Annotated in this window: 11 protein-coding genes; 4 read left to right on the top strand and 7 right to left on the bottom strand. The window is 51.4% G+C overall.

What is annotated here, in order from left to right:
- Nucleotides 1-48: 48 nt before the first annotated feature.
- Nucleotides 49-933: a 23S rRNA pseudouridine(2605) synthase RluB gene (rluB, locus tag HP572_RS08400; protein ID WP_205550519.1), complete on the top strand. Its 885-nt coding sequence runs from the start codon at nucleotides 49-51 to the stop codon at nucleotides 931-933.
- Between the two features lie 285 nt (nucleotides 934-1,218).
- Here the strand turns inward: rluB and cobO are convergent, their stop codons facing one another.
- Nucleotides 1,219-1,806 (bottom strand): cob(I)yrinic acid a,c-diamide adenosyltransferase, encoded by a 588-nt coding sequence (cobO, locus tag HP572_RS08405; protein ID WP_240585314.1) that lies wholly within the window; start codon nucleotides 1,804-1,806, stop codon nucleotides 1,219-1,221.
- An 18-nt stretch (nucleotides 1,807-1,824) separates the two neighbouring features.
- Nucleotides 1,825-2,586 carry a YciK family oxidoreductase gene (locus tag HP572_RS08410; protein ID WP_205560828.1) on the bottom strand — a complete coding sequence of 254 codons (762 nt, stop codon included), beginning with the start codon at nucleotides 2,584-2,586 and terminating at the stop codon, nucleotides 1,825-1,827.
- A 356-nt stretch (nucleotides 2,587-2,942) separates the two neighbouring features.
- Here HP572_RS08410 and sohB point away from each other — a divergent pair, with 356 nt between their 5' ends.
- The gene (sohB, locus tag HP572_RS08415; protein WP_014915355.1) at nucleotides 2,943-3,989 is read left to right on the top strand and encodes a protease SohB; all 1,047 of its coding nucleotides are present in this window, start codon (nucleotides 2,943-2,945) and stop codon (nucleotides 3,987-3,989) included.
- Between the two features lie 74 nt (nucleotides 3,990-4,063).
- Here sohB and HP572_RS08420 read toward each other — a convergent pair whose 3' ends face one another.
- Nucleotides 4,064-4,333 carry a YciN family protein gene (locus tag HP572_RS08420; RefSeq protein ID WP_039276201.1) on the bottom strand — a complete coding sequence of 90 codons (270 nt, stop codon included), beginning with the start codon at nucleotides 4,331-4,333 and terminating at the stop codon, nucleotides 4,064-4,066.
- A gap of 368 nt (nucleotides 4,334-4,701) precedes the next feature.
- Between HP572_RS08420 and topA the strand changes: the two genes are divergently transcribed.
- Both topA and cysB read left to right on the top strand, forming a co-directional pair.
- Complete coding sequence (gene topA / locus HP572_RS08425; protein ID WP_240585315.1) at nucleotides 4,702-7,302, top strand: type I DNA topoisomerase; 2,601 nt, start codon at nucleotides 4,702-4,704, stop codon at nucleotides 7,300-7,302.
- Between the two features lie 380 nt (nucleotides 7,303-7,682).
- On the top strand, nucleotides 7,683-8,657 hold the full coding sequence (gene cysB, locus HP572_RS08430; RefSeq protein ID WP_005968651.1) for an HTH-type transcriptional regulator CysB: 975 nt from the start codon (nucleotides 7,683-7,685) through the stop codon (nucleotides 8,655-8,657).
- Between the two features lie 121 nt (nucleotides 8,658-8,778).
- Here cysB and dtpA read toward each other — a convergent pair whose 3' ends face one another.
- From dtpA to rsxG, 4 genes are all read right to left on the bottom strand, one after another.
- A complete protein-coding gene (gene dtpA / locus HP572_RS08435; protein WP_240585316.1) occupies nucleotides 8,779-10,275 on the bottom strand; it encodes a dipeptide/tripeptide permease DtpA in 1,497 nt (498 codons plus the stop codon).
- Between the two features lie 688 nt (nucleotides 10,276-10,963).
- A complete protein-coding gene (gene nth / locus HP572_RS08440) occupies nucleotides 10,964-11,599 on the bottom strand; it encodes an endonuclease III (protein WP_240585317.1) in 636 nt (211 codons plus the stop codon).
- A complete protein-coding gene (locus HP572_RS08445) occupies nucleotides 11,596-12,303 on the bottom strand; it encodes an electron transport complex subunit E (protein WP_240585318.1) in 708 nt (235 codons plus the stop codon). The genes nth and HP572_RS08445 overlap by 4 nt, the downstream gene beginning before the upstream one ends.
- A complete protein-coding gene (rsxG, locus tag HP572_RS08450) occupies nucleotides 12,300-12,929 on the bottom strand; it encodes an electron transport complex subunit RsxG (RefSeq protein ID WP_240585319.1) in 630 nt (209 codons plus the stop codon). Before rsxG ends, HP572_RS08445 begins: the two co-directional genes overlap by 4 nt.
- Between the last annotated feature and the right edge of the window lie 4 nt (nucleotides 12,930-12,933).

Genomic DNA, 12,933 nt, shown 5'->3' on the forward strand with positions numbered 1-12,933 from the left:
TTATGACTCCCCCCCGACGCCTGGGAAGGCGACACTAGAGGTTGCTCAATGAGCGAAAAGTTACAAAAAGTTCTGGCGCGTGCCGGACATGGCTCGCGCCGCGAAATTGAAGTTATCATTCAGGCTGGACGCGTCAGCGTTGACGGTAAGATTGCCACTCTGGGCGATCGCGTTGAAGTGACGAAAGCCACCAAAATCCGTATCGATGGTCATGTGGTTACCGTTAAGGAAACCGAAGAGTCTGTGTGCCGCGTACTGATGTATTACAAACCGGAAGGTGAGTTATGCACCCGTAACGATCCTGATGGCCGCCCGACAGTATTTGACCGTCTGCCAAAGATTCAGGGTTCTCGCTGGGTTGCCGTAGGGCGTCTGGACGTGAACACCTCCGGCCTGCTGCTGTTCACGACCGACGGTGAGTTAGCCAACCGCCTGATGCACCCTAGCCGTGAGGTTGAGCGTGAATACGCCGTGCGTGTTTTCGGTGAAGTTGACGACGAAAAAATCAAACAGCTGAGCAAAGGCGTACAGCTGGAAGACGGCCCGGCATCATTCCGCACTATCCGCTACCAGGGCGGTGAAGGTTTGAACCAGTGGTATAACGTGACGCTGACCGAAGGGCGCAACCGTGAAGTTCGCCGTCTGTGGGAAGCGGTTGGCGTGCAGGTTAGTCGCCTGATTCGCGTGCGCTACGGCGACATTACGCTGCCGAAAGGTATTCCACGCGGTGGCTGGACAGAAATGCCACTGGAACAGCTGAACTATCTGCGTGAATTAGTGCAGCTTCCGGCAGAAACGGTATCGAAACTGCCGGTTGAGCGCGAGCGCCGCCGGGTGAAAGCGAACCAGATCCGTCGTGCAGTAAAACGTCACAGCCAGACCAATACTGCGCCGGCACGCCGTACCTCGCCAAAACCTAAGCGCAACGGCTAATATCGTTATCTCTACGCTTCACCGGCAGCTTTCGCTGCCCGAATAGGTTGTTATTTACCGAATGAAAACGGGAGTAACGGAATAGAAGAGTAAAGCGTTTGCGCCATGGACAAAAGCGTAAGGAACGCTTTTGAACGTCGCTAGCGACGGCCCTGAAAGGGTGAATCTCAGGGATGAGATTCATATCTGCGCAATCCGAGCTTACATGGACGTACTTGCAGCGTCTTTACGATCTATCCGTTACTCCCGCGCACCGGCCTTTGTCAGCAATAAGTCTAACGACTATCAGTCAATGCCTTGCTGCGCCTGAATCCCGCTATCAAACGCATGTTTTACCGGACGCATTTCCGTCACGGTATCGGCCATTTCCAACAAATCACGATGGCAACCTCGTCCGGTAATAATGACCGTCTGCCCAGAAGGGCGCTGTTTTAATACAGTGACAACGTCACTTAAATCCAGGTAATCATAGCTAATCATATACGTCAGTTCGTCCAACACGACGAGATCGAGCTGTGGATCGGCTAGCATCCGTTTGCCATGCTGCCAGACGTGCTGTGCCGCTTCGGTATCCGTCTGGCGATTCTGCGTATCCCAGGTAAAGCCCGTCGCCATGACCTGAAATTCCACGCCGTGCTGTTGCAGCAGATTCTTCTCACCGTTAGGCCATTCACCTTTAATAAACTGGATCACGCCTGCCCGTAATCCGTGGCCTATCGCTCGCGTGACGGTGCCAAAGGCCGCCGTGGTTTTGCCTTTCCCGTTACCGGTGAAGACGATCAGGATACCGCGTATTTCATTCGCGGCGGCAATGCGGGCGTCGACCTTTTCTTTCAGGCGCTGTTGGCGTTGCTGGTGGCGTTCATCGCTCATCGTGCGTGCTCTTCTCTATTATTCTGCTGGACCGGCTTTTCTGCCCGGCTGTGCGTCAAAACTCATCCCCGTCTTACGGCGGCTGTCATCGCCCATCAGGTAGAGATACAGCGGCATAATATCTGCTGGCGTTTTCAGTCTCATCGGATCTTCGTTGGGGAAGGCTGACGCACGCATTCCGGTACGCGTCCCGCCAGGATTAATGCAGTTCACGCGCAGATTGTGTGAACGATACTCTTCTGCCAGCACTTGCATCAGACCTTCTGTTGCGAACTTGGATACGGAATAGGCTCCCCAGCCGGCGCGACCTTCGCGGCCCACACTGGAACTGGTGAAAACCAGAGAAGAACAAGGCGATTTCAATAAAAGAGGCAGCAACGCCTGTGTCAGCATAAAGGTCGCGTTGACGTTGACCTGCATAACCTGATGCCAGATCTCAGGCGTTTGCTGTGTGATAGGGGTGATTTCCCCGAGTAATCCGGCGTTGTGGAGAACACCATCCAGGTGCGGTACTACCTGCGCCAGTTCGTCAGCCAGTTGAAAGCACTGCGCGGAGGATAAGGCCAGCATATCGCAGACAACAACGTGCGCTGGCGTACCGTGTTCCTGCTCGATCTGCTGTTTAACCGACTGAAGTTTACTTTCTGTCCGCCCTAATAAGATGACGTGCGCGCCGTAGCGAGCGTAGGTCAGCGCGGCTTCCCGGCCAATGCCGTCGCCAGCACCGGTAACCAGAATGATGCGGTTTTGCAGTAAATCGATTTTAGGCTGGTAATGCACAATGAATTCCTCTTGCCGTGGCGCAAAGCAGCCACGCTTCAGATAATAGACCTGCTATCGTGTGTCAGCACGACGAGGTGCGTCGGTCGTGCCGCTCGGAACGTCAGATAATGGCGCATCCGGGCAGGGTGAATGGGGGTGTTATGCCTCAAATTTCGACTGTTTTCAATGAGACTGCCTCTATTTATCCCCGTCCTGTTGTAAAAAGCAGCAACAGGCGTAAAAACCGCAGGAATAACATCGCCATATTGCGTGCCATCAGTTAGGTTATAGGAAGGGAATGGCGCACGACGTCAACGCCATGGTTGGTGAGTAAACCAACATTAATTAATACGCAGTCAATGAGGACGGTGTTTGTGGAATTACTTTCTCTGTACGGTTTATTCCTGGCTAAAGTACTCACCATCGTGGTGGCTATTGGTGCATTAGTCGTTCTGGCATTCGGGATGACGCAGCGTAAGCGCCCACATAAAGGTGAGTTGCAGGTCACGAATCTGGGTGAACAATATCAGGAAATGCAGCGTGAAATGCAGACCGCCTGCATGAGCGACACCGAGCGTAAGCTGTTATCGAAACAAGAAAAGAAGAAAGAAAAAGAAACCGCGAAGCAAGATAAACAGCGCGCCAAACGTGGTGAAGAAAAGAGTGTTAAACCGTGTCTGTACGTGCTCGATTTCAACGGCAGTATGGATGCGGGCGAAGTCAGTTCGCTGCGTGAAGAGATCTCCGCCGTGCTCGCCGTGGCAAAACCGAAAGATGAGGTGTTGCTGCGTCTGGAAAGCCCCGGCGGTGTGGTTCACGGTTATGGGTTGGCGGCCTCGCAATTGCAACGTTTACGTCAGGGCGGCGTACGCTTGACGGTCTCCGTGGATAAAGTGGCTGCCAGCGGCGGGTATATGATGGCCTGCGTGGCTGACCGCATCGTAGCGGCACCGTTTGCGATTGTCGGGTCTATTGGCGTTGTGGCGCAAATCCCCAACTTCCACCGTTTGCTGAAAAACAAAGACATTGATGTGGAACTGCACACCGCAGGTGAATTCAAACGTACGCTGACGCTGTTTGGTGAGAACACCGAACAAGGTCGTGAGAAGTTCCGTGAAGATCTGAATGTCACGCACACGCTGTTTAAGGATTTTGTACAGCAGATGCGTCCTTCGCTGGATATTGATTCGGTGGCGACGGGAGAGCACTGGTTTGGTACTCAGGCGAAAGATCTGGGATTGATTGACGCTATCGGTACCAGTGACGATCTGCTGATTGCTGAAATGGCCAACCATGAAGTGCTAAGCGTTCGCTATACGCGGCGTAAACGCCTACTGGATCGTCTGACGGGCAGCGCTGGCGATACCGCAGAACGACTGATGTTGCGCTGGTGGCAACGTGGTTCGAAACCTCTGCTGTAATGAATAAAATATTAAGCTGTAAACAATCAAATGCCCGCGAATTTGCGGGCATTTGCATTTAATCGATAAGCTATTTAATCGATCAAGTCGTATTTTTCGGATAAAACATGCGCAAGATGCTTGAACATGTTAAATACCGCGGTGCTTTTTAAGGTCGGTATTCCGTTCTCATCGAGAAAAAACTCACCGCGAAAAACCAGCACGCCGTTTTTTTGTTCTACGCTATCAGCGACCATGCCATGCAAATAATCATCGTGATGCTTAATGATGTCATTGGCTTCAATTAATAAGCTCTGGCGGTCAATAGGACGCTTTTCTTCGTTAACCTGATGTTCAGGTGACATGATTGTTACTCCTGTACTCACCCTTGAAAAAAGGGGGCGTTGCACTATATCAACAAGGCTATTTCTAAAATCAATACCGCGATTTCAAAACGCAATGCGGTTATTTCAAAGTCGCATCAAGAGAAAGGGTACTGCGATACGGTTTCAGCGTAAAGCGTAGATTATGATACAAATGGACTACATTTTAGGTGCTTACCTGCCGATATTCAGTGTGGCAGGAGGCGGATAAAACAGGGTTTCCATGCTAATTAGGTTGCGTGGCAATATTTATCAGGTAGAGTGTGGGATTTTGCGCAGTCAGTAGAATCCGCTCTGGATGCCCCGAAAAATATCTGATTTTCAGAAGAATTCAGCAGGTAATAGTACATATGGGTAAAGCTCTCGTTATCGTCGAGTCCCCGGCAAAAGCCAAAACGATCAATAAGTATTTAGGCAATGACTACGTGGTGAAATCCAGCGTCGGTCATGTGCGCGATCTGCCGACGAGTGGCTCAGTCAGTAAAAAGAGCGCGGACTCAACGACTAAAGATAAAACGAAAAAGAAAGTCAAAAAGGATGAGAAATCCGCGCTAGTTAATCGTATGGGCGTCGACCCTTATCATGGCTGGAAAGCCAACTACGAAATACTGCCGGGTAAGGAGAAGGTTGTCTCCGAATTAAAAACGCTGGCGGAAAATGCCGACCACATCTATCTCGCAACCGACCTTGACCGCGAAGGGGAAGCCATTGCCTGGCACCTGCGGGAAATCATTGGTGGTGACGATCAGCGTTTCAGCCGCGTGGTGTTTAACGAAATCACGAAAAATGCCATTAAACAGGCGTTTGAAAAACCCGATACGTTGAATATTGACCGCGTGAATGCCCAGCAGGCGCGCCGGTTTATGGATCGTGTGGTGGGTTACATGGTTTCCCCGCTGCTGTGGAAAAAAATTGCCCGTGGCCTGTCCGCTGGGCGCGTGCAGTCGGTTGCAGTGCGTCTGATTGTCGATCGCGAACGTGAAATCAAAGCGTTCGTGCCGGAAGAATATTGGGAACTGCACGCTGATTTGCTAGCCGGCAGCGATATTCAACTGCAAATGCAGGTGACGCACCACAACGGCAAGCCGTTTAAACCGGTTAATAAAGAACAAACGCATGCAGCGGTCAGCCTGCTTGAAAACGCGCGTTATGTGGTTGCCGATCGTGAAGATAAGCCGACCAGCAGCAAACCGGGCGCGCCGTTCATCACCTCCACGCTGCAACAGGCTGCCAGTACGCGCCTTGGCTTCGGCGTGAAAAAGACCATGATGATGGCGCAGCGTCTGTACGAAGCGGGTTACATTACCTACATGCGTACCGACTCAACGAACCTCAGTCAGGATGCCTTGACGATGGTGCGCGGTTATATTGGCGAAGAGTTCGGCAAGCGCTATCTGCCGGAGTCAGCGAACCTTTACAGCAGCAAAGAAAACTCGCAGGAAGCGCACGAAGCAATTCGTCCTTCTGATGTCGGCGTGCTGGCTGACAATCTGAAAGATATGGAAGCCGATGCGCAGAAGCTGTATCAGCTGATTTGGCGTCAGTTCGTCGCCTGCCAAATGACGCCTGCGCAATACGATTCCACCACGTTAATCGTGGAAGCTGCCGATTATCAGTTGCGTGCCAAAGGCCGTACGCTGCGTTTCGATGGCTGGACGAAAGTCATGCCTGCGCTGCGTAAGAATGATGAAGATCGCACGTTGCCGACCGTGGCAGTGGGCGAGCCTCTGTCGCTGCAGAAACTGCTGCCAGGGCAACACTTCACTAAACCACCGGCACGTTACAGCGATGCCTCTCTGGTTAAAGAGCTGGAAAAACGTGGGATTGGCCGTCCGTCTACCTATGCTTCTATTATTTCCACCATTCAGGATCGCGGCTACGTTCGAGTGGAAAACCGCCGTTTCTATGCCGAGAAAATGGGGGAAATCGTTACCGATCGACTGGAAGAAAACTTCCGCGAACTGATGAATTACGATTTCACCGCACGGATGGAAAGCCGCCTCGATCAGGTCGCCAATAATCAGGCAGAATGGAAAGCGGTACTGGATGAATTCTTCAACGAGTTTAGCCAGCAGTTGGAAAAAGCAGAGCAGGATCCTGAAGAAGGCGGTATGCGCCCCAATGCGATGGTATTGACCAGCATTGATTGCCCAACCTGCTCTCGTCAAATGGGTATCCGTACTGCCAGTACCGGGGTGTTCCTGGGCTGTTCCGGCTATGCACTGTCGCCGAAAGAGCGCTGTAAGACCACGATCAACCTGATACCGGAAACTGAAGTACTGAACGTGTTGGAAGGCGACGACGCCGAAACCAACGCGTTGCGTGCCCGTCGTCGCTGCGAAAAATGTGGTACGGCGATGGACAGCTACCTGATTGATAATCAGCGCAAGCTGCATGTTTGCGGGAATAACCCAGCCTGTGACGGATATGAGATCGAAGCTGGTGAGTTCCGCATCAAGGGCTATGATGGCCCGATTGTTGAGTGCGAGAAGTGTGGCTCCGAAATGCATCTCAAAATGGGTCGTTTCGGTAAATACATGGCGTGCACCAGCGAGACCTGTAGTAACACGCGTAAGATCCTGCGTAATGGCGATGTTGCGCCACCGAAAGAAGATCCGGTGCCGTTGCCTGAGCTGCCTTGCGAGAAGTCTGATGCCTATTTCGTATTGCGTGATGGCGCAGCAGGGGTTTTCCTTGCGGCCAATACGTTCCCGAAATCTCGCGAAACGCGGGCTCCGCTGGTAGAAGAACTGATGCGATTCAAAGATCGTTTACCGGAAAAACTGCGCTATCTGGCGGAAGCGCCAGCGGTCGATAAAGACGGCAACAAAACGCAGGTGCGTTTCAGCCGTAAGACCAAACAGCAATATGTCTCGTCCGAGAAAGACGGTAAGGCAACGGGCTGGTCAGCGTTTTACATCGATGGAAAATGGGTTGAAGGGAAGAAGTAATTTCTTTTCAGTAACCTTGCGCATACTGAGTTATGTGTAAAACATCGCTACATCAAGCCAGCCGCGAGGCTGGCTTTTTTGATCGCAGAAAATATCCAGATAAAACAGATGTATGAAGATTGTCCTGCGGTAGCATGACGATTGTTGATCCGTGATAGAGAATGATGCGGTTTACCTCGGTGATAATCGCCTGCACCGCATTCTTTATCGCTGCCGCCATGCAGAAATGGTTATATAAAAATAGTTTTTATGATTAAATGACATTAATTGATGGAAATATGCGCCAGATGGTTAAGACGCAATCAAAATCAATAAAACGGAACGTCGTCAGAACGTTGTGAGATGCCACGCGCACACTTCAATTGGGAATGGGATAAATTATGAAACTACAACAGCTTCGTTATATTGTTGAAGTTGTTAATCACAACCTGAATGTGTCTTCTACCGCAGAAGGGTTGTACACCTCCCAGCCGGGGATCAGTAAACAGGTCCGCATGCTGGAGGATGAGTTGGGCATTCAGATTTTTGCCCGTAGTGGAAAACACCTGACACAGGTGACACCAGCCGGACAGGAAGTCATCCGCATCGCGCGTGAAGTGTTGTCGAAAGTCGATGCCATCAAAGCGGTTGCCGGAGAGCACACCTATCCCGATAAAGGGTCGTTGTATGTAGCGACCACGCACACGCAGGCGCGTTACGCGCTGCCAAGCGTCATTAAAGGCTTCATCGATCGCTATCCTCGCGTGTCGCTGCACATGCATCAGGGCTCGCCGACGCAGATTGCTGAGGCCGTTGCGAAAGGCTCTGCGGATTTTGCTATTGCGACCGAAGCGCTGCATTTGTACGACGATCTGATCATGCTGCCGTGCTACCACTGGAATCGCGCGGTGGTGGTCAAACCGGATCATCCGTTGGCGTCTAAGACCGATATCACCATCGAAGAACTGGCCGCTTATCCTATCGTCACCTATACCTTTGGTTTTACCGGGCGCTCTGAGCTGGATACCGCGTTTAACCGCGCTGGCCTTACGCCGCGCATTGTCTTTACCGCCACGGATGCCGATGTGATTAAGACCTACGTGCGTTTAGGGTTGGGTGTCGGGGTTATTGCGAATATGGCGGTCGATCCGCAGACGGAAACCGATCTGGTGACCATCAACGCGAACAGCATCTTCAGCTACAGCACGACGAAAATTGGCTTCCGCCGCAGCACGTTCCTGCGCAGTTACATGTACGATTTCATCCAGCGCTTTGCGCCGCACTTAACGCGTGACGTCGTCGATTCTGCCGTTGCGCTGCGTTCGAATGATGAAATTGAAGCGATGTTCAAAGATGTGACGCTGCCCGTGAAGTAAACGTCATTCAGGACGGACCAACCAACGTAAAAAAGCCAGACACTGTCTGGCTTTTTATCATTCAAACGCTTTGCTCATCACTCCTCACGCACATATCGGCGTGAGGGGCTCAGGCTGGTTATCAGGCGGATGCTGTCGTAGTGGCGACATCCTGCGTCATGCGCGTCAGTTTCGGCGCAGTCAGCAGCATCAGAACGGCGATGATGCCCGTGACGATACCAATCTGCATGAAGACATTGCTATAAATTTCCAGAGACGCGTGCGGGTCTACGACGTTCTCAGGTACGGCCATCATATTAGCAACGTAGCCTGCGATAATGGCGGCACCGGCTGACGTCAGGAACCAGGCACCCATAATGAAGCCCATCAGACGCTGTGGTACTAGTTGAGCGACCATCGCCAGACCCAGACCGGAGATCATCAACTCCCCGATACTTTGCAGGCCATAGCAGAGGATCAGCCAGTTGACGGACACAATACCGTGTTCGTTTGCCATGCTAGCGCCCCACGGCAGCACCAGAAACGCGCCAGAGCACAGCACCATACCAATCGCAAACTTGTGCGCCATTGGCAGCTGGTCGCCCATTTTGTTGTAAACCGCAGCCAGAATCGGGCTGGCAACCATAATCCAGAACGGGTTGAGCGCCTGATACTGCTCTGGTTCAGAGGTAAAGCCTAAGATCGAGTGCTCAACGTTGCGAATAGCAAAGAAGTTCAGCGATGTTGGCATCTGGTTGTACAGCACAAAGAAGACGACCGCTTCCAGCATTAACAGAAGCGCGACAATCATTTTCCGGCGTTCTGCTCCGCGCACCGCCAGCATCTCTTTGATGAAGATGGCGACAACGGCCAGTGAAATCAGTGTCAGAATCCAACGTGCGATGCTCTGGTTGTGCAGCAACCAGGTGGAAAGGGCGACCAGCGCGACAATACCCGCGAGCGTGACCGCAAGCTTCGGCAGATTGATCGGTTGGAAATCTGGCTGAGAACCTTGTGTTCTGACCCACTTGCGGCAGAACATGAAGTTAACCAGCGTCAGAATCATACCCACTACGCTCAGGGAGAAGGCCACGCTCCAGCCATAGTTCGCGGCAAGTACCGGTGTCGCCAGCATAGAAAAGAAGGAGCCGATATTCACCGCCATATAGTACATGGTGAAAGCACCGTCCAGGCGCGGGTCGTCTTTCGCATAGCTGGTAGACAGCAGGGCTGACGGGTTGGCTTTAAACAATCCGTTACCGACGGCAATGGTCGCCATACCGATATACACCCACGTCACGCTGTGGCCTGAGTAGGCAATCATGGTGTACCCGATCGCCAGCACGATGGCACCCAGTACGATCACACGTTTCGTGCCGAGGACTTTATCACCCAGCCAGCCGCCAATGGCGACGAAACCGTATACCAGCGCACTGAATGAGGAGAAAAGGGTAATGGAGTCGGTTTCGGACATGCCCAGCATTTTGACCAGATAAACCGCCATAATGCCTTGCAGACCGTAGTAACCAAAACGCTCCCACAGCTCGATGCTAAAGATGAGATAAAACGCTTTTGGTTGTTTGAAAGCGTTCATGCTGACGCTTTCAGGGGATTCGCTGTTGTTGTTTGCTGTTGACACAAAGACCTCTGATTTTACCTATCTCGTTTTTTTTAACGAGAAAATAACAAGAGTGAAACAGTGAAACTGCCACCTCTTTTGACTAGTTATGGGGAGGAAAAACGGCGCTATATTGACGTGATTTTACGGACAGGCAAGTCATTTGACATGTTTTGTTACAAGTGGTTTTGGTTGTTGGATAAAACTAGAAATTAAATATTATGCAGAGTTTAATTTCATAACTTTCTTTTGCTTCAAATGATTATATTGGTTTTACCTATTTGTTTTTCATAAAAGGGATATAATCTGCCTTTTACTTAAAATCAAGACAATATCATTAACTATGAATGAATATGCGGTTTAATCTTTTGCATATCACTAAATATGCAGTGAGTATAAAAATACATCAATAGCAAGCAATAAGATAAATATCGATATAATCACTTCATGTGATTTTCAATCACTAAATTTTCTATTAAAAATAACTTATTAGCCTTAAATAGTGGTTACTTGTACTTTTATACAGGTTTTTTGATAGAAGAATACGCTACAGCACATCGAATAAACCGCCTGAGCGCATCGTTGTTTGAGCAGTAAGATGCGGACAGCACGTGGCTCGCTTTGCGAGTGAGAGAGTAAAAGACGAGGCGGAGTGAGGAATAACGGAGAAGAAGGTCTGGTGAGAGAGATTCCACCAGACCACAGTAGATTAGACGTCGACCTTTTCGCCAAATTCACATAAATCTTCAATCAGGCAGGAACCACAGCGCGGTTTACGGGCAATACAGGTGTAACGACCATGCAGGATGAGCCAGTGATGGCAGTCGACTTTAAATTCTGCCGGAACCACTTTCAGCAGTTTTTCCTCTACCTGTTCGACATTTTTACCCGGAGCGAATCCTGTCCGGTTACTGACGCGAAAGATGTGCGTATCAACGGCAATCGTCGGCCAGCCAAACGCGGTATTCAGGACGACGTTTGCCGTTTTTCGTCCTACGCCGGGTAAGGCTTCCAGCGCGGCGCGATCTTCAGGAACCTGTCCCTGATGTTTTTCCAGCAATAAACGGCAGGTCTTGATGACGTTTTCCGCTTTGCTGTTAAACAGGCCGATTGTCTTGATGTAGCCTTTCACGCCGTCTACGCCGAGCTCAAGCAGGGCTTCCGGCGTGTTGGCAACAGGGTAGAGCTTTGCGGTTGCCTTGTTCACACTGACATCGGTTGCCTGAGCGGAAAGCAGCACGGCAATGAGCAGTTCAAACGGCGTGCTGAAATGTAATTCAGTCGTCGGATGGGGATTGTTGTTGCGTAAACGCGTTAAAATCTCAATCCGCTTGGTCTTATTCACAACGATTCCCCTACGGCACCCGTCACTGGCGTGGTTTTCCCTTCGGCGGCAGCGGCACGGACTCGGCGTTGTTTCATTTTCTCATCGATCAAATATTTCACCGCCAGCAACAGTCCCAGACCGATAAACGCGCCCGGTGGCAGCATCGCCAGCAGGAAAGGGGAATCGAGGTGAACAACCTCAATGCGCAGCGCTTTAGCCCAACTGCCCAGCAGCAAATCTGCGCCGTCGAATAGCGTGCCGTTACCCAGAATTTCGCGCAAAGAACCGAGCACCACCAGTGCGCTGGTCGCGCCCAAACCCATTGCCAGACCGTCAATGGCGGAAGGGAAAACTGCATTCTTGGAGGCAAAGGCTTCTGCCCGGCCGATAACGATACAGTTCGTCACGATCAGCGGGATAAAAATCCCCAGCGATTGATATAAGCCATAGGCGTAGGCGTTGATCAGCATCTGTACGGTGCTGACCACCGAGGCGATGATCATGACGTAAATGGGAATACGGATTTCCGCCGGTACCCAGCGACGCAGCGCGGAGACGGCCATGTTGGTACAGGTGAGAACCAGCGTGGTTGCCAGCCCTAATCCCAGCGCGTTAGTCGCGGTTGATGACACGGCCAGCAGGGGGCAAAGGCCCAGCAATTGAACCAGTGCCGAGTTGTTCTTCCATAACCCTTCAATGAAAAGTGCTTTGGTCTGACTCATTGGTTCTCTCCACAGGCGGACAGCGTGTTGATTTGTGACGGCAGCGTTTGCAGGTAAAGGGCGCTGCGTTTTACGCTGTTAATGACGGCGCGCGGCGTAATGGTGGCGCCGGTAAATTGATCAAACATTCCGCCTTCTTTCTTCACTGCCCAGCGGGCATCCTGCTCGTTCTGTACCGTTTGTCCGCTGAATCGGGTGATCCAGTCAGAAATTCGTACTTCGATTTTATCACCCAGCCCCGGCGTTTCATGATGCTCGGTAACGCGAACGCCGAGTACCTTACCGTGAAAATCAGCCCCGACCAGCAGCCGAATAGCACCAGAATAGCCATCCGGCGCGGTACTTTCCAGTGCGGCGGCAACCGGTTCACCATTCTGACGGGCGATGAACACGCGGTGCGGCGCTGACGATCCGAGTGCAGGATTAGTGACAACGTAACACTCTTTTTGCATGTCACTGTTGTATAACTCGGCAGGAACCACCTGATCCAACAGCATTTTTTGCTGCAGCATCGCCTGATGCGAGATCGTCGGTTCCGTTAACATGTTCACCACGGCGGTTAATGCTGTCGTGCCAGCAGCAAACAGGGCCAGTGTTGTCGCGTGGCGGCGCATTGTCGTCATCATGGGC

It is taken from the genome of Pectobacterium sp. PL64 (assembly GCF_022477975.1).
Classification (GTDB): Bacteria; Pseudomonadota; Gammaproteobacteria; order Enterobacterales; family Enterobacteriaceae; genus Pectobacterium; species Pectobacterium jejuense.

What these genes read in the sequence shown, in the direction of transcription:
- topA (WP_240585315.1), top strand. Translation starts at nt 4,702, where the DNA reads ATGGGTAAAGCTCTCGTTATCGTCGAGTCCCCGGCAAAAGCCAAAACG.
- rsxG (WP_240585319.1), bottom strand. Translation starts at nt 12,929, where the DNA reads ATGATGACGACAATGCGCCGCCACGCGACAACACTGGCCCTGTTTGCT.
- cysB (WP_005968651.1), top strand. Translation starts at nt 7,683, where the DNA reads ATGAAACTACAACAGCTTCGTTATATTGTTGAAGTTGTTAATCACAAC.
- HP572_RS08420 (WP_039276201.1), bottom strand. Translation starts at nt 4,333, where the DNA reads ATGTCACCTGAACATCAGGTTAACGAAGAAAAGCGTCCTATTGACCGC.
- cobO (WP_240585314.1), bottom strand. Translation starts at nt 1,806, where the DNA reads ATGAGCGATGAACGCCACCAGCAACGCCAACAGCGCCTGAAAGAAAAG.
- HP572_RS08445 (WP_240585318.1), bottom strand. Translation starts at nt 12,303, where the DNA reads ATGAGTCAGACCAAAGCACTTTTCATTGAAGGGTTATGGAAGAACAAC.
- rluB (WP_205550519.1), top strand. Translation starts at nt 49, where the DNA reads ATGAGCGAAAAGTTACAAAAAGTTCTGGCGCGTGCCGGACATGGCTCG.